Raw genomic sequence first — 18,628 nt, forward strand, 5'->3', positions numbered from 1 at the left:
CGTTACCGCGCTCATCCGGACCTGACCGTGGCCTCATTCCGCGCAGCGACAACGCTTTTCGTTGTCTATCGTGCGGGCATGAGATTGGTGTTGATGTTCTACGGCAGCCGCGGCGACATCCAGCCGGGTCTGGCCTTCGGGCTCGAATTGCAACGTCGTGGCCACGACGTCAGGATGGTCGTGCCGCCGAACTACGTCCCCCTTGCCCGGGGTCTCGGCCTGATCGCGTATGCGGTGGGTTCGGACACCGCCTCGGTGTGGGACAGCCCGCGAGGACAGGAGATCCTGCGGACCAAGAACCCGTACACCAAGTTGCGGCTGGCCGGTGCGGCGATCAAGGAGGGTTTCGCGGCGTTCGACGCTGACGCGGTGGATTTGCTCACCGGACCGGAAGCCGAACTCACCGGCGTGGACGGTGTGGTGAGCGGACCCCTCTGCCAGGAACGGATGTACTCGATCGCCGAGAAGCTCGGCGTGCCGTTCTCGGTGCTGCGTTTCGGACCGTTCTCGGAGAACGGGGTGGTCGGCGCGGTTCCCGGAGTCGTGCTGCCAGGTCCGGCTGCGATCAACCGTGCGTCGTGGAAGCTGACCGACACGCTGGGGTTCATGGTCGGGCGAGGTGCGGAGAACTCGTTCCGAGACAGGCTCGGATTACCTGCTGTACAACAGTCGCTCCACCAGAGATTGATGACAGGCGAGGTTCTTCAGATCCAGGCCTACGATCCGGTCTTGTTCCCCGGTCTGGTCGAGGAATGGGGTGATCGCAAGCCGATCGTCGGTTACCTCGATCTTCCCGCCGACGCGGGAGGTGGAGCAGCCGGGGATGCCGCGACGACCCAGGCGGCCACCCGGGTTCTGGATCAGTGGCTGGCAGCAGGTGATGCACCGGTCTTCGTCACGGTGGGCAGTGTGCCGGTTCTCGATCCGGACGCACTGACCCGGGTGATCACCGAAGCCTGTGCGGCGGTCGGTGTCCGCGCGCTGATCACGATGAAAGGGCGGGCCACCGGACCCGACCGGTCGGATGACGGAGTGTTCTTCGCCGAGTCGCTTGATCACGCGGCCGTGCTGCCACGGTGCCGCGCCGCGGTGCATCACGGTGGGGCGGGGACCACCGCCGCAGGACTGCGGGCCGGGTTGCCCACCATGATCTGCCACGGTGGCGCCGACCAGGCGTACTGGGGCAGGCAGGTGAAAACTCTTGGCCTCGGGACATCGTGCCGATTGAAGGGCTTGACCGCCGAGCGGTTGACGGCCGGCCTGGAGGTGATCCTCGACCCTGCTGTCGGTACACGAGTGGCGGCGGTCGCCGGTGCACTCATCGCACCTGACGCCGCCGCCACGCATGCTGCCCAACTCGTCGAGGACCGTTTCGGGGCGATTCGTTCGGTCAGCCCTTGATGGCTTCCTTCCACTTCACCCGGGCCCCTGTGCGCAGGATGTTGCGCTGGTAGATGCGGGCTGCGAGCCACGCCGCCACCGCGCAGGCGATCATCATCAGGACGATGGTGACGATCACCTGAACCACCGTTGCGTCCCCGGTTGCTATCCGCACCGGCATGATCGACGCCGAGAACGGCGGTATCCACGCCAGTGTCTGCATCAACGTGCTGTCGAGGGAACCGATGCCGAAGTAGGCCGAATACACAACCGCCATCGCAAGAATGGTGAGCGGGGCCGAACTCGAGCCGAGCTCCTCCTGTCGCGACACCACTGCGCCCGTTGCGGCGTACAGGGTTGCGAAGAAGACGAAGCCCAGCACGAACCAGACGACAACCGCGGCGAACATCGAGCCTGCCGCCGTGGGCACGTCGAGAATGCCGGTAGCAAGGGCGGCTACGAGCGCGGTACCGCCCAACAGGACCACTTGCGCAAAGGCCATCAATCCGATGCCGACGATCTTGCCCCACAACAGATGTAGCGGTTTGATCGTTGCCAGCAGCAACTCGACCACCCGAGATGTCTTCTCTTCGACGACCCCGGCCGCGACCATCGAACCGCCTTGCAGCACAGCGAACATCAGCAGTGAGACGCCGACGAGCGCCACGGCGATGCGTTGCCCTTCATTGGGTTTGGCGGGGTCTGTCTCGCTGACGGTGAGTGTGGAGTCGGCGCTGATGGCCGAAAGGTCCACGTTCTCAGCGGCCAGGGCCTTGGTCAACCCGTCTTGACTCACTGCCGTTCGCAACACTCCTTCGAGGCTGCCGTCGAGGTCGTCTTTGGTGACTGCTTCGTAGTTGTTGGTTCCGGCGGCACCGGGGACCAACGCCACCTTCACGTCGCCTTCCTTCGCCTGGGCGCGCGCCTCGTCGGCGTTGCCGATGGGCACGATCTCGATGTTCTCCCCGGATGCGTCGCCGACCGCGACGATCGTCTCCGACAGTTGCGAGTTGTCGCCCACCAGTCCGACTTTCGTGGCTTTGTCGTCGCCGGTGAAAATCGAGAGAACGATGATGCCCGCAACGATGACGACCAGCAGGATCACGTTGGTGATGAGGAACGACTTGGTGGCCGCGCGGGTGGTGATCTCGCGCCGGGCAACCAGGTTGATGGCCCGCCACGCGCTCATCCGGCCCGAGCCGGACTTCGGGTGCTTGTTCGGATCGGAAGCGTTCGTACTCATGCGGATACAACCTCTCGGAAGAGTTCGGTCAGGTCGGGTCGGGACTGGGCGAAGTGTGTGACCGGCCCCGTGGCGAGTGCAGCGGTCAGAATTGCCTGCTCGTCGGTCCCCGGCGTCATGCTCACCGTGGTGATCGACCCGTTCTGGATGGTGCCGACAACCCCGGGCAGATGATCGGCCCAGCCGGCCGGGGCCTGTGGCGCGCCGACGTCGAGCCGGATCTCGCCGGCCGACCGGAGTTCGTCCACAGTTCCCAGTGCCCGCATGGTGCCGGAGGAGATGATGCCGACCCGGTCACACAGTCGCTGCACGAGTTCGAGTTGGTGGCTGGAGAAGATGACCGGGACACCTTGCGCGGCCTTTTCTTTCAGCACGTCGCTCATCACGTCGACGGCAACGGGGTCCAGGCCCGAGAACGGCTCGTCGAGCACCAGCACATCGGGGCTGTGAACCAGGGCAGCCGCCAGCTGCACACGCTGCTGATTGCCCAGGCTCAGGCTGTTCACGTCGGCGTCGATCCGCTCGTACACACCCAGCCGCCGTACCCAGGTCTCCACCTGGTCATCGGCTTCGGCGCGAGACAGGCCGTGCAACTGTGCGAGGAACGAGAGCTGTTTTCCCACCTTCATCTTGGGATACAGGCCGCGTTCTTCGGGCATGTAGCCGATGCGACGTCGGGTGTCGAGGTCGATGGGCGAGTCGCCCAGCAGTACTCGACCCGAATCTGCCGACAGCACACCGAGGATGATGCGCATGGTGGTGGATTTTCCGGCGCCGTTGGAACCGACGAATCCGAAGATCTCGCCGGGGGCGACGGTGAAGGACATGTTGTCGAGGGCCTTGAGGGAGCCGTATCTCTTACTCAGACCGTCGACGATGAGGGGAGCGGTCACTGTTCGAATCCTCCTGATTGGCTGACGTTTTCATTGGCCACCACCTGGGGGTAGGTGGCGAAGTCTTCTGGATCGGGGTCGGGTAACCACCATCCGATCAGACAGGTGGGAATGCAGGTGGCCCCGGCGACCAACACGATGAGGAGCACCGCGCTGCCGTAGATCACCTGGCCGCCGACGCTGTTGTCGCCTCCGCCCGACAAGATGATGAGCACGAGGTACGGGACGAACATCGAGACCCACAGCGCGGTGTACGCGATCGATCGGGCAGCGTTGCGGCTGGCCAGTTCGAACTCGTCGAGGGCCGAGGCCGGTGCGTCGCTGACATTGCGCGTCACCGCCCGCAGCACGTAGATGAGCGGCAGCATGACAAACGAGATGAGGCCGATGAACGCCGGGGCCGCCCACATGGTGAAGAACATGACGATTGCACTGGCGATCACGAGGATCACCGAAATGACAAGCGCGACCACGAGCTTGCGGGCACTGCGCCGATTCCGCAGACGCGGGAACCGGTGGCCATAACGACGCAGGAACTTCTCGTGCCTACGTACCTGCCATTCTTCGTATCCACGCCACCACGCCGGTTTCGCGGACTCGGGGATCACGCTGTTCGGATCGTTCACGACGGCCCTCCATTCGTGCGATACAACTGCGTCGACATCGCGCCGAACTCGCGGCGACTGAAGACGGCCTCCACCGGGAGCCCGAACACATCGCAGATGCGAAAGGCCAGGTCGAGGCTGGGATAGTTGTCACCCCGTTCGAGCGAGCCGATCGACTGGACGTTCACGCCCACCAGCTCGGCAAGTTGTGCGCGTGACATCCGGCGCTCGGCGCGTAGTACGCCGATGCGGTTGTAGATCGGCAGGTGGCCTGCCTTCTTGACCGGACTCACAGGGATAAGTGTTGGGAAAACACAACAGAATGTCAATGTTTGCCGTACATGGAGGGCGCTTTGTGATCGCCAGCCTCACGAATTCTCCGCGATCACCATCTCGAGGATGTCCGTGCCCAGCGCGACCGGTCTGCAGGTGGGTGCCGCCGAATCCGGATCGAGGGCATTGAGTACTAGCCCGACGGCGTAGTCGTCGTAAGGCAGGCGGAAATGGCCGCTCAGATCGGCCGGGCAGCGATCCTGGATGAACAGATTTGTTGCGCCGGCACCTTTGAGTGCAACGGTCGCCGCCGGCTGGATCACTTCGTCCACCTGCGTGCCGATGGTGGTGTACTCGACGCCGGGGACCGTGTCGTTGCCGCCGTTGTTGAGTTCGGCGAGCAGCGGTGAACCCTGAACTTGCTGCCACAGTGCGGTGGAGACCAGCTCAGGTGGGATGACTGTGGCGGCGACGTCGAGGGCGCCGGGGATTCGGGCGGCAATCGGCACCAAGCCGTACAGGGAGCTGCCGTACGACGGGGATGCCAGACCCACCCAGTGCCCGACCATCGTCGACCCACCCAGCCGGTTGACGAAATACCGGCCGACGGTTGCGCCCTGCGAGTACCCGACGATGTCCAGCCTGGTGGCTCCCGTCTCTTGCAGTACCTCAGCCGCGAAGCCGGCGACCTGCCGAGCGCTCTCCACGATGTCTTCGGTGCCGAAGTTGTCGCCACCCGCACGCCCGCCGAAGTTCACCGCGAACACGCAGAAGCCTTCGGCAGCGAGCCGGGGCCCGATCTTCGCGAAGTCGGAGTAGGCGCTCGAATCCGTGCCGTGGAGAAGAAGAACCGGCCGCGGGTGCGTCGGCGATGGGGTGCAGGCGAAGTCGTTGACGCCGGGCGGCGCCGAACCCGGGTGATCGCCGACATGGCGGGAGGCCTCATGATGCGTGTTCTGAGCCGGGCCGGGACGGGTGGGTACTTCCCACAGCGACGCAGTTGATCCTTGGGCGCTGTCTGGTCCCTGAACGCTGCCTGGTCCCTGAACGCTGTCTGATCCCTCGCTGCTGTCGGCAGCCGCTGGGGAAACCGAGATGAAGGCGAGAAGCACGGAAATCGTTGCCGCGGCGCACAAACTCCGGCGTCGACCCGGGCCACGTCTGCTGTCCGTGTATCGCATCGCACACCTCACCTCGGCCCGACCCGCTGTAGATCGATTTGACCATCTCAGCTGACGAGTAGCCGGATTTCGGGCGGAATGTGGTCTGAACGTTGCAGTGCACTGCCACTGTGCTGCGGGCGCGGCTGCGGCACCAGCCGGCCAGGCGCGTCAGGCGAGGATGTCCTGCACCACCCGGGCTGCTTCGCGGCCCGCGCGGTTGGCGCCGATGGTGGACGCTGACGGGCCGTAACCCAGTAGTTGCAGGCGAGGAGTGGATGCCACAACGGTCGCCAGCCGGCCGGTCATCACGATGCCGCCGCCCGGAGCCCGCAACTTCAGTGGCGCCAGATGGTCCAGGGCGCTCCGAAAGCCGGTGCACCACAGGATGACGTCGACATCCAGATGATCGCCACCTCCACCGCCACCTCCACCCTCGGGTGTCCCACAGTCCCAGTACACTCCCGTGGGTGTGATGCGAGTGAACATCGGTCGCCACGCGAGGATGCCGTCCGCGCGTGCGGCGCGTATCGCGTCGTTCTCGGGCAGCCCTGTCACCGACACCACCGACCCGGGCGGAAGCCCGGCGCGCACGCGTTCCTCGACGCGCGCCACTGCGGCCCGGCCCTGTTCGGGGGTGAACGGGGCACTGCTGAAATGCGGTTCGGTGCGACTGCACCAGAAGGTCTGTGCGCCTTCGGCATTGCGTGCGATCTCGATCAGCAGCTGGATGGCCGAGATGCCGGCTCCCACCACGAGAACACGCTTACCGTCGAAATCGGTCGGCCTGTTGTAGTCATGGGTGTGCAGTTGTGTCCCGGTGAACGTCTCGATACCCGGCACATACGGGATGAATGGTCGATCCCAGGTTCCGGTTGCGTTGATCACGGTGCGCGCCATCAGCTGTGAGCCATCAGAGGCCGAGACCAGGAAGTCGTCGCCGTCGAACGACACCGACCGGACGTCGACAGGTCGACGGACGTCGAGCCCGAACCGCTGTTCGTATTGATCGAAGTAATCGGGCACCGCCGTGGACGCCGGCCACTGGTCGCATTCGACGCCGAGCGCTTCCGACAGCCCGAAGCCGGGAAGGTCGTGCACGTTGTTGGCCCCGGCCAAAGTCAATGTCGGCCAACGGAACTGCCACGCGCCTCCGGGCCCGGGGGAGTGGTCGACGATCATGGTTCGATCACCGAGGCCGTATTTGCCTAGGTAATACCCGGCCGACAGGCCCGCCTGCCCCGCCCCGATGACGAGTACATCGGTACGCGCCCGGTCTCCGAAGGCGTTGGAGTTCACCTGTCGAACAATAGCGGTACGCTGACGCCCATGATTGGGACCAGCCGGGATGGCGATGTGTTGACCATCGAACTGCAGCGAGAGCGGCAGCGGAACGCACTCAATTACGAACTGGTGGAAGCGCTGTCGGTGGCGATGACCGACGCGGCAGGGGCAGGTGTGCGGGCCATCGTGCTCACCGGTCAGGGAACCGTTTTCTGTGCCGGCGCGGACCTGTCCGGCCCGGTCTACGAACAGACCTTCCTCGACGAACTCCTGGCGATGCTCCGAGTTGTCGAGAGCATCCCGGTACCGGTGATCGCCGCGCTGAACGGCGCCGCGTTGGGGGCAGGCCTCCAGCTCGCGATGGCCGCTGATCTGCGGGTGATGTCGCCGTCGGCGTGGTGCGGCATCCCTGCTGCAAAGATCGGTGTGACAGTTGACGAATGGACCATCAAGCGTCTCGTCTCGCTGGTCGGTGCGGGTGATGCGGCGGGAATCCTGATCGGTTGTGACTCACTCAGTGCCGACCGAGCTGCAGCCGTTGGGTTCGCCAACCGGATAGGCGATCTTGCCGAGGCGCAGCAGTGGGCCGCGAGCATCGCCGCGCTGGCCCCACTGACCCTGCAGCACTACAAGCTCGTTCTCGGCGACGACGGTGCCCGTGACGAGGCCGCACCTGACCACGTCGCAGCGATGGTCAGGGCCTGGCAGAGCCAGGACATGGCCGAAGGGCGCGCGGCTCGGGCCGAGCGACGTCAGCCGAACTTCATCGGGAAGTAGAACCTTCCCCGGCCTTCCCCAACCCGTCCCCAACCGGTCCTGGCCACGACCCCTCGACGATACCCGCGCTCAAGTGGGTTTTCGTGGTGGTAACACGGCTGCAGCCTCCCAGATACACGGCGGCCTTACGTTCCTCGCAGTCTCTGGTTCAGAGGAAACGTGGGCATGACGCGAGGGAGAGATATGTCTGCAGACAAAACGGTGGATCCGATAGCCGCGGGGGAATTGCCGACCAACATCAACGCGATGAGCGAGACGCTGGAGGACTACACCCTTCGTTTCGCGCCCCGCAGTTATCGCAAGTGGGGCCCCGCGGTGGTCGCCACCTCGGCTCTGGGTGGCATCGCCTACCTGGCCGACTTCGCCATCGGCGCCAACATCGGCATCGCCAACGGCACGGGAAACGCGTTGTGGGGCATCCTCATCTTCGCGGTGGTCATCGTCCTCACCGGCTACCCGCTGGCGTACTACGCCGCCCGGTACAACATCGACCTCGACCTGATCACCCGTGGCAGCGGCTTCGGCTACTACGGCTCGGTGGTCACCAACGTCATCTTCGCGTCGTTCACGTTCATCTTCTTTGCCCTCGAGGGCTCGATCATGGCGCAGGGCCTCAAACTGGGTCTCCACATCCCGCTGTGGCTGGGCTACCTCATCTCATCGGTCATGGTGATCCCGCTGGTCATCTACGGCATGAACACACTGGCAAAACTGCAGGTGTGGACCACGCCGCTGTGGCTGGTGATGATGGTGCTGCCGTTTGTCTACCTCGTGATCAAGCACCCCGACGCGATCGGAGACTTCCTCGCATTCAGTGGTGGCACCGACGCCCAGGGCGGACACGGCGTCAACTTCGCCGGCATCATGCTCGCCGCCGGTGTGTGTCTGTCGCTGATCGCCCAGATCGCCGAGCAGATCGACTACTTGCGGTTCATGCCTCCCAAGACACCGGAGAACTCGCGCCGCTGGTGGATCGCCGTGATCACCGCAGGACCGGGCTGGGTGTTCTTCGGCGCGATCAAGCAGATCGTGGGCTTGTTCCTGGCCGTCTACCTGATCATGAACTTCGCCGATCAGGCCGGCGTCGCCAACGAACCCGTGGAGCAGTTCCTCGCGGTCTACGAGGAGTTCATGCCGCACTGGCTGGCGATGACCCTCGCCGTCATCCTCGTGGTCATCTCGCAGATCAAGATCAACGTGACCAACGCGTATTCGGGATCGCTGGCCTGGACCAACAGCTTCACCCGCATCACCAAGACCTACCCGGGTCGACTGTTCTTCGTCTTCTTCAACGTCGCGATCGCTCTGGTGTTGATGGAAGCCAACATGTTCAGCTTCTTGAACAACATCCTCAACTTCTACGCGAACATCGCCATCGCATGGATCGTCGTGGTGGCCTCGGACATCGTGTTCAACAAGTACGTCCTGAAGCTCTCGCCCAAGGTGCCCGAGTTCCGCAGGGGCATGCTGTACAACTTCAACCCGGTCGGGTTCATCAGCGTGATCCTCGCCGGCGGATTGTCGGTGCTGGTGTACTTCCACGCTTTCGGTGACGCCATCCAGCCGTACTCGCCGATCGTCGCAACCATCCTCGCGCTGGTGTTGCCGCCGATCATCGCGGTGATCACCAAGGGCAAGTACTACCTGCGACGCACCGACGACGGAATCGACCTGCCGATGTTCGACGAATACGGCAACCCTTCCGACGCCAAGTTGCTGTGCTCGGTGACCGGTATCGAGTTCGAGCGACCCGACATGCTCGCCTCGAACAAACCGGGCCCGAACGGTGAGAAGCAGTACATCAGCTCGCTGGCACTGTCCTGCGACAAGACCGGTGAGCACGTGTTGCCTGCCCAGAAGTAACGCGCCTGCTCTGATTCGTCAGCTCCACCCGTTCTGCGACAAGGACGGGTGGAGCTGACGGTCTTCCCGTCGCAACCACCGGAATGCCTCGGCTCCTCTTCTTGTTGTTCTCCTAAGTGCTCCAACACGCAGGGCCCATCAACGACGAAGGGAACGATGCATGTCACGAATCGCCATCATCGGAGGCCACGGCAAGATCGCGCTCAAGCTGGCCAAGATCTTGACCGGTCAGGGACATCAGGTCAGCTCCCTGATCCGCAATCCCGACCAGTCGGACGACATCACGCAGACCGGGGCCACTCCGGTCATCGCAGATGTGGAAAACCTCTCGACCGACGAGATCGCCGAGGCCATCAAGGGCCACGACGCCGTGGTGTTCTCTGCCGGCGCCGGGGGTGGCAGCCCCGACCGCACGTACGCCGTGGACCGTGATGCCGCCATCCGCAGCATCGACGCGGCGCAGCAGGCCGGCATCACCCGCTACGTCCAGGTGTCGTACTTCGGTGCCGGGCCGGATCATGGTGTTCCCGAAGACAATTCGTTCCACGCCTATGCCGAGGCCAAGGCGGCAGCCGACGAGCATCTCCGTGAGACCACACTTCTCTGGACGATCGTGGGACCAAGCGCCCTCACCGATGAGCCCGGCACGGGCCGTATCGCCACCAAGGAACGCGGTGCCGAAGCCGGAACCAGCGTGTCCCGCGACGATGTGGCAGAGGTGCTGGCTGCGGTCCTCGAGACGCAGTCCAGCGTCGGAACCACGGTCGAGTTCACCGGTGGTCAGACCCCCATCGCCGAAGCCGTGAAAGGCGTCTGACGGACCTGCCGGGGTGACCTCGGGCCGGTAGGCCGGCAGCAACCTCAGCCGGTAGGCCGGCGGTCGCCGATTCCCAGTCGAAGTCGCCATGATCGCTGCCGAGCCCGGTGGCGACCACTCCGGCCACCGCGCAACCGAGTTGCGCTGACCGCAGCAGGCTGAAGTCGTGAAGACGACCCGCGATGAACCCGGCCGAGAACGCATCCCCGCAGCCACTGGTGTCGACAACCTCGACGTCGGTGGCTGCGGCGTGTTCGGCACCGTCGCCGGTGACAACCCAGGCGCCGTCTGCGCCGGCAGTGGCTGCGACGCAGGCAACACCCCGGTCGATGAGGGCGCGACAACCGTCCACCAGGTCGGTGGCACCTGTGAAGCCCAGCACCTGCTCGTCGTTCGGCAGCAGGTAATCCAGGTGTGGCAGAACGGGTTCGATCCACGACAACACTCCAGGATCACCGGGCGCCAGGATGTCAGCCGAGACGCGGACGCCCGCAGCCCGGATCCGTTCGAGTACGCCCGCCAGTTCCGATGGGTTGAGCAGCTCGGGCGCACCGATGTGCACGTGATCCGCGGACGTGAGAAGGTCCAGCGGCACACGATCGAGCGGGTAGGCCAGATTGGCGCCGGGCATGTGCAGTGCGGGTCGATCGCCGTTGCTGCGGATGGGCAACACGCTCATCGATGTCGGTTGACCATCCACTCGCAAAAGGTGTTCGGTGACCACACCGCGGCGCTGCAGCATGGTGGTGAGCAGGTCGGCGGAGTCGTCGCGACCCACGGCGCCGACCGTCGACACCACCGCTCCGAGTTTGGCCAGTGTGATGGCGGTGCCGCCGGCCGGACCCGCGGGCACCAACCGGATGTGGGGGACAAGGGCCGCGCCCTGGCCGTCGGGTATCGAATCAACCGGGTGGACAACCACATCGAGCACATGGGCACCGAACGTCACGACCTGCATGCATCATCTCCTGGGTAGCGGCGAGTAGCCGCGGTTCGCCGCGGCGACGGCCACCGCGATCAGCTGGTCTCGGCTGAGCACGGCGCCATCGCCGACGGCGGCTGTTCGTAGGTAGATCTCGGCCAGCCATTCCACCAATTCGATGCGCTCACAAGCTGCTTCGACTGTAGGGCCGTAGGCGACGGAACCGTGGTTGCGCATCAGGGCGGCAGTCCGCTCGGTCAACGCCTCGGCCACCGCGTCGGTGAGTTCCTGGGTGCCGAAGATCTCGTGGGGCGCCACGCGCACGGCGCCACCGACCAACGCCGCGGTGTAATGCACCGCAGGCAGTTCATCGACGAGGTTGGCCACCGCGATGGAAGCCACCGGATGGGCGTGCGCGACTGCGGCCGCGTCAGTGGAGCGGTAGATCTCCAGGTGCAGGAGCAGCTCGGACGTCGGGACGTGATCAGTGTCCTCGACCACGTGCCCGTCGAGGTCTGTCACCACCAACTGGTCGGCGGTGAGTGATTCGAGAACAGCGCCACTGGCTGTGACGACCACCCGATCGTCGACCCTCGTCGACAGGTTGCCCCCCGTGCCGATCACCAGGCGGCGTGCGGCCAGTCGGTGCGCGGCGTCAACCAGATCCGCTCGCCGCTCTTCGACAGTCATGATGCTGACAATAACGGGCGATGGCGGCGATCCATCACGGATCGCCGCCATCGCCCGTTGGTTCAGGTGTTCAGCCGACCGGGGTCAGCGAACGGTACGTCGACCGTGAGAACCTCCCTGCCGGTTCGAACTTCGCGAGGATGGAGTCGGCGTCCTCTCCGGTCACCTGGGTGATCAGCGACTTGGCGTCGTCCACGGAGTTGATGGAGAGCACCGGCGACGGATCCGAGAGCAGGCCGAACAGCGCTGAGCCGAACTTGGGATTGGTTGCCGCGGCCGGGAACAGCACCGCAGCGTATTCCTGGAACACCGGGTCGCGCAGGAAGATCCGGGTGGCGAGGTTGGCGGCGTCCACACGGCTGGTGAGGAAGTTGTTGTAGGTGGCGGTGATCCAGGCGTCGTCGAACTCGCCCTCGTGGTCCTTGGCGGCGGCCACGAACTGTGCGGCCTGGATGAACCCGCTCTGCGCTCCCTGGCCCGTGATGGGGTCGTAGGCCACGGCCGTGTCGCCCAGAGCAACAACCCGGTGTCCGCTTGCTGTGTGCCCGAGCGCGTTTCGCACTGTGGGCGTGACCGCTCCCTGGAGCCAGGAGTGCGGGTCCTCCTCGATGACCTGGGTGCTGAGCACCTCGGGCAGGTCCCAATCGAAGTATTCGCGATGCAAGTCGATCACCACTTTGTGGGCAGAATGCGCGTCGGTGACCGACTGGAACCGGCGTTCCCATTCACTGCCGGGTTGCGCCCACCCGAGGAACGACCATGACGGTCCGGCGTCTTTGTGCAGGTAGGGGCCCCACCAGCCCTCGCCCTGGTCGGCAAAGTTGAACGCCTGGTGCTTCGGGCCCGCGGGGCTGCGGTGCGCGAACACATCTGGGTCGTGACCCAGCCCGGCCACGGTGAGCAGGAGGACGCTGCGTTGTGGGCTCTTGTAGGGCGATCGTGATTCGTCGACGGTGAACAGGCTGGACAGTCCGGCCTTGCCGGTGGCGACGAAGGTCAGGTCGTTCTCCGCTGCGATCGAGTCGAGGCGGCCCGGGTCGACGTTCTCGACCACGAACCGACCACCCTTTTCAAGGAACAGGGTGAGACGCTCGTCGACCTTGAGCCTGGTGTCGACACCGATCGCCTCGAATCCGGGGAACTCGGCGTCGAAGTCGAGAAGCTCGGTGTAGTCGTGCCCGCTGCCCGTGATGGTGCGAGCGCTGATCCCGGTGACCTGCGGCGCCCGGCCGGCGAAGTTGTCGACACCCAAGGCCGTCTCGGATTGCTGCGACAGGCCGAACGTCACCGCGGTGCCGGTGGCGGATACGTCGTGCAGCAGGCTCCGCTGATCACGCTCGCTGTAGACGGTCACGTCGAATCCTGCGTTGAGGAAGCCGACGGCCGCCGAGACGCCTGTCTGGCCTGCCCCGATGATGGCGACGGAACGGTTGGTGTTGCTCATGCAACGATCTCCTGTGTTTGTGCGAATGATGTTGTTCGAGAATCGAATACGGAGTGATTACGATGCGGCGACGTCATGACTGTCCGGCAGTCGTGCCGGTACATCGCCGTGTTCCGGCCCACCAGGGGACCTCGGTGGAAATAGTCATGCCGTCGGATCTCATGCCGGTGAGCATTCGCTGGTTTGCGATACCGCGGAAGGATTCGACTCAGGCCGAAGTTAAGTGCATCTGAGCGAACACGGCATCTGAGCAAACACGGCATCTCAGCAAACACGGCGGCTCAGCTCATGCAGGCCAATTACAGTCGGGTCGAGCACTCGCGACGCGACGTGCCGCGGAACAACGATTGGTGGGCGTAGTGACACGGCTGGCGAACAGGGTCGCATTCATCACGGGAGTGGCCCGCGGACAGGGTCGCGCGCATGCGGTGCGGCTGGCACGTGAAGGCGCCGACATCGTGGGTGTTGATCTTGCCGGGCCGTTGCCGGGTGTGCCGTACGACTCGGCGACGCCGGCCGAACTCGCCGAGACCGCAGGTTTGGTCGAGGCCGAGGGTCGCAAAGCACTTCTTCGTCAGGGCGACGTTCGCGACCTCGAGGGGCTACGGACCCTCGCCGCGGATGCGGTGACCCAGTTGGGTGGGCTCGACATCGTGGTGGCCAACGCCGGCATCTGTATTCCGGCGACCTGGAACGAGGCGACCCCGGAGATGTTCCGCGATCACATGGACATCAACGTCACCGGCGTGTGGAACACCGTGATGGCGGCGGCGCCTCACCTCGTCGAGCGCGGACGCGGGTCGATCATCCTGATCAGCTCGTATGCCGGAAAGAAGGTGCAGCCGTTCATGGTGCACTACACCACCAGCAAGCATGCCGTCACCGGCATGACCCGGGCGTTCGCTGCCGAATTGGGTGCGCACAATGTGAGGGTCAACAGCGTGCATCCCGGCGCCGTCGCCACTCCGATGGGGTCGGGCGACATGGTGGCCCGCATCGAAGAGACCAATGCAGCCAATCCGCGATTGGCGCCCATGGGTACACCGTTTCTCAACCAGTACGCAGCAGACCCGGATGAGGTGTCCAACGTGGTCGCGTTCTTGGCGTCGGACGAGTCGTCGTTCATGACTGCCGAACACATCTCGGTCGATGGTGGTGCTCAGTACTTCTGACCGTGGGTCGGGGGAATCTGCCATCTGCCCTGGCAACCGTGGGCAAGGGTTCTACGGTTGATGGGTGACTGATCGGACGGATCGACCCGAGCGCATCTCGGCGACGCAATTGCTGGCCAAGCTCGCTGACGAGGGCAGTTGGCACCCGTGGGACTCGCAGATCACCGCGCTTCCCGACGATGCCGGGTACGCCGAGGACATTGGACGGGCCCGCGAGAAGACCGGACTCGACGAGTCGATCATCTGCGGTGAAGCGGACGTCAACGGGGTGCGAGTGGCCGTTGTTGTCAGTGAGTTCGGTTTTCTGGGCGGGTCGATCGGCCGGGACGCGGGACGTCGCGTGGTCACGGCGATCCGCCGAGCGACTGCTGAAGGTCTGCCGTTGCTCGCCCTCCCGGCGTCGGGCGGGACGCGGATGCAGGAGGGGACTGCGGCTTTTCTGCAGATGGTGAACATCACTGCGGCAGTCGTGGATCACAAGGCCGCGCATCTTCCATACGTGGTGTATTTGCGTCATCCGACCACCGGTGGGGTGTTCGCGTCGTGGGGCTCGCTGGGACATGTGACGTTGGCCGAGCCGGGCGCCCTTGTCGGTTTTCTCGGCCCGCGAGTGTACGAGGGCTTGTACGGCGAGGCATTTCCCGAGGGCGTCCAGGTGTCGGAGAACCTGCGTTCACACGGTCTGGTGGATCTTGTTGTGGCGGTGGATGAATTGGGATCAACCGCATCACGCATCATCAGGCTTCTGGTCGACCCGATGGTGGACGCCGAGCACTCGCGACGTGAGCCGGCCGGGCCGTCTTCTGGGCCGTCTTCTGCGCCGGGACTGTCCGAGGGGACTGTGGTTGAGTCGTCGGCCTGGGATGTGGTGGAGCAGTCGAGGGTTCCCGGCCGACCAGGCGTGAGTCAGTTGCTGCGTGAGTCGGCCGACGAGGCGGTGGAACTGGCCGGTGGGGGCGAATTGAATTCGCGCAGCGGCATCATTCTCGCTTTGGCGCGCTTTGGTGGGCATTCGGTGGTGGTGGTCGGGCAGGACCGCAACCGTCAGGTGCCCGGCTCGCTGGTGGGACCTGCCGACCTGCGGCTTGCCCGCCGGGGTATGAGGCTGGCGCAGAGTTTGCATCTGCCGCTGGTGACGGTGATCGACACTCCGGGCGCCGATCTGTCCGCTGACGCCGAGGAGTCGGGCCTGGCCAACGAGATCGCTCATTGCATCGCGGAGCTGACTGCGTTGACGGTGCCGACGGTGGCGGTGCTGCTGGGTCAGGGAGCTGGGGGAGCCGCGCTGGCACTGTTCCCTGCGGATCGGGTGATTGCCATGGAGAACTCGTGGCTGTCTCCGCTGCCGCCGGAGGGCGCCAGCCTGATCGTCTATCGGGACACCGACCATGCAGCCGACATGGCACGGAGCCAGGGAATCCGTGCGACCGATCTGCACGCCGCCGGCATCGTGGATGTGGTGGTCTCCGAGGCCGCGCTGGGCGGCTTTCTGCCGGAGCTGGGTGACCGGCTCGCAGCCGAGCTCGATGCGTTGGACGACAGCACGGTTGAAGCCCGCGCCGGGTGGCGGACGGAACGCCTCAGGCGCATCGGTGGTGTCGAGATCTGAACTGGCTGACCCAGTTCCGGCCAGCCGTCTATGCGACATCCTCATACCAACTCTCCGGAGGTGGGCAGGGGTCGGGTAGCTGTGCCACCTCGTCGAGCCAGCGTTGTTCTTCTTGATGCCAGATCGGGTGCTCGATCCGCCATTGCTGCTCGGCGAGTTCATCTTTCGCTCGCTGGCGAAACCATGCGGCGTGAGCTTCCTCTTTTTTGCGCCGTTCGTCCACCATTCGCTGGTATCGCCGATCGGGGAAATGCGTGTCGTTCGGAGTCAGCGCGTCGTCGGTGCCGCGTTGCCTCCACCCGACGCGTCCAACCCATTCTGGGGGTCCCGTTCCGGAGGTGATGATCTCGGAGATCCAGCCACCGTCGCCGTCGTGGACCTGAGCGTGGTCGCCGTCGCATACGAGGGTCAGAACGGTGATGTCGGTGCGTCCACCGTCTTTCCATTCGTGCATGTGATGCACTGCGGTGCGGGTGGCAGGCTGATCGCAGCCGGGCCGCGAACATCCGCGTTCGGCCGCGATCAAAGCGATTCGCTGGATCGCCGATGCCAGACGTTTTTCACGGCCGAGGAACAGCGGCCGGTGTGCGTTGTCGAGCAGTGCAAGGAACTTCCGGTTGCTACCTGCCAGCGCGAGTGCATCCCGGACGGGGAGAGTGCCTCCCGATGCGGTGGTGGCAATACCGGTCTCGGCCTCCAGCTCGTCGAGTGTCATGGTTGCCACGACGATGGCCGGCTGTCCGCGGTGCTTTCCGAGGGTGCCCGACCCGACGACCGTCTCCAGCATCTTCTTGAACGCGTCATGGTTGCGCTGACCCTGTGTCCGGTTGTCTCGTTCAGCGGCGGCAGCGAGAACCGTGCTGTCAGCGAGATCGGCGTCGCCCGCGGGTGATTCGGGGTCGTCCGGGTTGTTCATGCCTGGCTGCGCCCATTTCGCTGCGACAACGTCCCAGAGTGCACGGGTCGCGGGATCCAGCGTCCCGGAGATCCCACTCATGTGGTCGATGTCTTGGCGCCCCGGCGTCAGGTCGCGACGGCGGGCCCGGTCGGCGTCGTCGGTGTACTCGCCATCGGGGTTGAGGTAGGCGAGCAACCGCTGCGCAACGCTTTCCAGCTGATCTGGCGAGAGCGCGCAGGCCTGGTTTGCCAGGTCCGATTCGATGGTCGACCAGTGTTCTGGCGTCCGTAGAGAAGTGGGCAACTTGGCCAGTGCGCGATGAATCACCCGGTAGTGCGCAAACTCCATGTCACCGGCGTCCATCGCCGCCGCTGCGGCGGGATACGCGGCGGGCCGCAGTTCTCCGTTGAGTTCGTGCCAATATCCCACTCGCTCAGCGGCTTTGGTGCGCGCACTGGCTTCGGAGGGGGTGAGCCGCAGCAGTGTCGACAGAAACCTGGCCGGTTTGAGTCCGCGCTTTGCCGCGACACCACGCTCACGCAGTTCCACCGCCCATCGAATCTTCACCGCATCATCTCGGCGCGCGCCAGTCTCGACCATGGCGGTGGCCGCGACCACCTCGTCGTCGGTCATCGACGACAACGGTACCGCCAGCAGTTGTTGCGAGACGGCCTCGCGGACGGCCACCAACGCGCCGGCATCCAGTTGCTGGATGGCGGCGATCAGATCGGCCGTTTCGCTCATGTGTTCGATTTTAGAGGAGGCGTCTGACAATCACCCGAGCTCGACCCGCCGACTGAATTCGCTCCACCTATTTGCGTTCGAGCCCGGTGCAACAGGCTCGAACGCAGGCGAGTGGAGCGAATTTGGCAGTCGTCCAATCACCCCAACCGCCGCACCGACTCGGGAACGTCACCGGCGGTATGGGTGACCGGCTCGCCGTAGACCACTCGCATCGGCACCTCGCCGGTCCAGCCGGCAGCATCGTCGTCACCGGGGCCGCCCTTGCGCGCCTTTGTGATCCATTGCCCATCGATGATGGGAAGTGACAGCACCAGTGTCGCGGCCAGTTGTTTGCTCGTGTGCGGTGGCACCTCGGCACTGCGGCCCGGGAGAATGCTGTCGCTGAGGGCGGTCAGAGCCTGCGCCGGGTCGAGCGACGACTTCTCGATGACACCGCGAACAACTGCCGACCGGTAGTTCATCGAGTGATCGAAGAGCGTGTCGGCCACCACGAGTCCATCGGCGATGAACGCTGACAGCGCCACCGGGGCACCTGCCGCGATATGTCGCAGAGCGCCTGCTCCTGTCGAACCGTGCAAGAGGATCTCGTCACCGTGCCGAGCGAAGAGCATGGGAACAGACCACGGCAGGCCGTCGACCACTGTGGTCACGGTGGCCACCTTGGCTTCGTCGAGAATCTGATCCAGCAGTGCGCGATCGCCCTGGCGTTCTTTGCGGCGATTGAGTTGGTCCACGGTGAGTCCCTTTGTCGTCGGTGCACGCACAACGTCCCAAGAGCGCCCCGCCGCGTCAAGCCGATTTGCAGGTCTGACCCCGGCGGGCCTGGTCGTGTCTGCGTGCGGCGATAACCTGCA

At 64.8% G+C, this 18,628-nt stretch carries 17 protein-coding genes; 6 read left to right on the forward strand and 11 right to left on the reverse strand.

The genetic code is table 11. The features are described 5' to 3' along the window. Positions 1 to 78 precede the first annotated feature (78 nt). A complete protein-coding gene (locus WIMU1_RS05940) occupies positions 79 to 1,401 on the forward strand; it encodes a glycosyltransferase (RefSeq protein WP_062795479.1) in 1,323 nt (440 codons plus the stop codon). On the opposite strand, the gene WIMU1_RS05945 is transcribed toward WIMU1_RS05940, so the two are convergent. The 6 genes from WIMU1_RS05945 to WIMU1_RS05970 form a co-directional block, all read right to left on the reverse strand. After that, complete coding sequence (locus WIMU1_RS05945; RefSeq protein ID WP_062795480.1) at positions 1,391 to 2,623, reverse strand: ABC transporter permease; 1,233 nt, start codon at positions 2,621 to 2,623, stop codon at positions 1,391 to 1,393. The two genes, WIMU1_RS05940 and WIMU1_RS05945, sit on opposite strands and share 11 nt — an antisense overlap. Continuing rightward, positions 2,620 to 3,516 carry an ABC transporter ATP-binding protein gene (locus WIMU1_RS05950; protein WP_062795481.1) on the reverse strand — a complete coding sequence of 299 codons (897 nt, stop codon included), beginning with the start codon at positions 3,514 to 3,516 and terminating at the stop codon, positions 2,620 to 2,622. The genes WIMU1_RS05945 and WIMU1_RS05950 overlap by 4 nt, the downstream gene beginning before the upstream one ends. Next, on the reverse strand, positions 3,513 to 4,142 hold the full coding sequence (locus WIMU1_RS05955) for a hypothetical protein (RefSeq protein ID WP_174548698.1): 630 nt from the start codon (positions 4,140 to 4,142) through the stop codon (positions 3,513 to 3,515). Before WIMU1_RS05955 ends, WIMU1_RS05950 begins: the two co-directional genes overlap by 4 nt. Further along, positions 4,139 to 4,414 (reverse strand): helix-turn-helix transcriptional regulator, encoded by a 276-nt coding sequence (locus WIMU1_RS05960; RefSeq protein ID WP_023959804.1) that lies wholly within the window; start codon positions 4,412 to 4,414, stop codon positions 4,139 to 4,141. Before WIMU1_RS05960 ends, WIMU1_RS05955 begins: the two co-directional genes overlap by 4 nt. Before the next feature lie 75 nt (positions 4,415 to 4,489). Next, positions 4,490 to 5,575: an esterase/lipase family protein gene (locus WIMU1_RS05965; protein WP_084248014.1), complete on the reverse strand. Its 1,086-nt coding sequence runs from the start codon at positions 5,573 to 5,575 to the stop codon at positions 4,490 to 4,492. A gap of 150 nt (positions 5,576 to 5,725) precedes the next feature. After that, the gene (locus WIMU1_RS05970; protein ID WP_062795482.1) at positions 5,726 to 6,853 is read right to left on the reverse strand and encodes an NAD(P)-binding domain-containing protein; all 1,128 of its coding nucleotides are present in this window, start codon (positions 6,851 to 6,853) and stop codon (positions 5,726 to 5,728) included. 30 nt (positions 6,854 to 6,883) lie between these two features. On the opposite strand from WIMU1_RS05970, the gene WIMU1_RS05975 reads away from it, so the two are divergent. The 3 genes from WIMU1_RS05975 to WIMU1_RS05985 all read left to right on the forward strand — a co-directional run bounded on the left by WIMU1_RS05975 (position 6,884) and on the right by WIMU1_RS05985 (position 10,295). Then, positions 6,884 to 7,615 carry an enoyl-CoA hydratase gene (locus tag WIMU1_RS05975; protein ID WP_062795483.1) on the forward strand — a complete coding sequence of 244 codons (732 nt, stop codon included), beginning with the start codon at positions 6,884 to 6,886 and terminating at the stop codon, positions 7,613 to 7,615. A gap of 183 nt (positions 7,616 to 7,798) precedes the next feature. Continuing rightward, positions 7,799 to 9,478 carry a purine-cytosine permease family protein gene (locus WIMU1_RS05980; protein ID WP_023959812.1) on the forward strand — a complete coding sequence of 560 codons (1,680 nt, stop codon included), beginning with the start codon at positions 7,799 to 7,801 and terminating at the stop codon, positions 9,476 to 9,478. Between the two features lie 160 nt (positions 9,479 to 9,638). Continuing rightward, positions 9,639 to 10,295 carry an SDR family oxidoreductase gene (locus WIMU1_RS05985; protein ID WP_062795484.1) on the forward strand — a complete coding sequence of 219 codons (657 nt, stop codon included), beginning with the start codon at positions 9,639 to 9,641 and terminating at the stop codon, positions 10,293 to 10,295. Here WIMU1_RS05985 and WIMU1_RS05990 read toward each other — a convergent pair. The 3 genes from WIMU1_RS05990 to WIMU1_RS06000 form a co-directional block, all read right to left on the reverse strand. Next, positions 10,249 to 11,253, reverse strand: a complete 1,005-nt coding sequence (locus WIMU1_RS05990; RefSeq protein ID WP_084248015.1) for a carbohydrate kinase family protein — start codon at positions 11,251 to 11,253, stop codon at positions 10,249 to 10,251. The two genes, WIMU1_RS05985 and WIMU1_RS05990, sit on opposite strands and share 47 nt — an antisense overlap. Before the next feature lie 3 nt (positions 11,254 to 11,256). After that, positions 11,257 to 11,907, reverse strand: a complete 651-nt coding sequence (locus tag WIMU1_RS05995; RefSeq protein WP_062795485.1) for a class II aldolase/adducin family protein — start codon at positions 11,905 to 11,907, stop codon at positions 11,257 to 11,259. A gap of 70 nt (positions 11,908 to 11,977) precedes the next feature. Further along, on the reverse strand, positions 11,978 to 13,351 hold the full coding sequence (locus WIMU1_RS06000; RefSeq protein ID WP_062795486.1) for a styrene monooxygenase/indole monooxygenase family protein: 1,374 nt from the start codon (positions 13,349 to 13,351) through the stop codon (positions 11,978 to 11,980). 359 nt (positions 13,352 to 13,710) lie between these two features. Between WIMU1_RS06000 and WIMU1_RS06005 the strand changes: the two genes are divergently transcribed. Continuing rightward, the gene (locus WIMU1_RS06005) at positions 13,711 to 14,523 is read left to right on the forward strand and encodes a mycofactocin-coupled SDR family oxidoreductase (RefSeq protein WP_062795487.1); all 813 of its coding nucleotides are present in this window, start codon (positions 13,711 to 13,713) and stop codon (positions 14,521 to 14,523) included. Between the two features lie 64 nt (positions 14,524 to 14,587). Next, positions 14,588 to 16,132, forward strand: a complete 1,545-nt coding sequence (locus WIMU1_RS06010) for a carboxyl transferase domain-containing protein (RefSeq protein ID WP_062795488.1) — start codon at positions 14,588 to 14,590, stop codon at positions 16,130 to 16,132. 28 nt (positions 16,133 to 16,160) lie between these two features. Here the strand turns inward: WIMU1_RS06010 and WIMU1_RS06015 are convergent, their stop codons facing one another. Together WIMU1_RS06015 and WIMU1_RS06020 are read right to left on the reverse strand one after the other, a co-directional pair. Then, positions 16,161 to 17,774, reverse strand: a complete 1,614-nt coding sequence (locus tag WIMU1_RS06015; protein ID WP_062795489.1) for an HNH endonuclease signature motif containing protein — start codon at positions 17,772 to 17,774, stop codon at positions 16,161 to 16,163. A 137-nt stretch (positions 17,775 to 17,911) separates the two neighbouring features. Next, a complete protein-coding gene (locus tag WIMU1_RS06020; RefSeq protein ID WP_023959827.1) occupies positions 17,912 to 18,508 on the reverse strand; it encodes a pyridoxamine 5'-phosphate oxidase family protein in 597 nt (198 codons plus the stop codon). Between the last annotated feature and the right edge of the window lie 120 nt (positions 18,509 to 18,628).

The sequence above is a fragment of the Williamsia muralis NBRC 105860 genome, assembly GCF_001598915.1.
Taxonomy (GTDB): domain Bacteria; phylum Actinomycetota; class Actinomycetes; order Mycobacteriales; family Mycobacteriaceae; genus Williamsia; species Williamsia muralis.

Excerpts from the sequence above, each read along its gene's own strand:
- WIMU1_RS05940 (WP_062795479.1), top strand. The coding sequence starts at position 79 with ATGAGATTGGTGTTGATGTTCTACGGCAGCCGCGGCGACATCCAGCCG.
- WIMU1_RS05945 (WP_062795480.1), bottom strand. The coding sequence starts at position 2,623 with ATGAGTACGAACGCTTCCGATCCGAACAAGCACCCGAAGTCCGGCTCG.
- WIMU1_RS05965 (WP_084248014.1), bottom strand. The coding sequence starts at position 5,575 with ATGCGATACACGGACAGCAGACGTGGCCCGGGTCGACGCCGGAGTTTG.
- WIMU1_RS05975 (WP_062795483.1), top strand. The coding sequence starts at position 6,884 with ATGATTGGGACCAGCCGGGATGGCGATGTGTTGACCATCGAACTGCAG.
- WIMU1_RS05980 (WP_023959812.1), top strand. The coding sequence starts at position 7,799 with ATGTCTGCAGACAAAACGGTGGATCCGATAGCCGCGGGGGAATTGCCG.
- WIMU1_RS05985 (WP_062795484.1), top strand. The coding sequence starts at position 9,639 with ATGTCACGAATCGCCATCATCGGAGGCCACGGCAAGATCGCGCTCAAG.
- WIMU1_RS05990 (WP_084248015.1), bottom strand. The coding sequence starts at position 11,253 with ATGCAGGTCGTGACGTTCGGTGCCCATGTGCTCGATGTGGTTGTCCAC.
- WIMU1_RS05995 (WP_062795485.1), bottom strand. The coding sequence starts at position 11,907 with ATGACTGTCGAAGAGCGGCGAGCGGATCTGGTTGACGCCGCGCACCGA.
- WIMU1_RS06000 (WP_062795486.1), bottom strand. The coding sequence starts at position 13,351 with ATGAGCAACACCAACCGTTCCGTCGCCATCATCGGGGCAGGCCAGACA.
- WIMU1_RS06015 (WP_062795489.1), bottom strand. The coding sequence starts at position 17,774 with ATGAGCGAAACGGCCGATCTGATCGCCGCCATCCAGCAACTGGATGCC.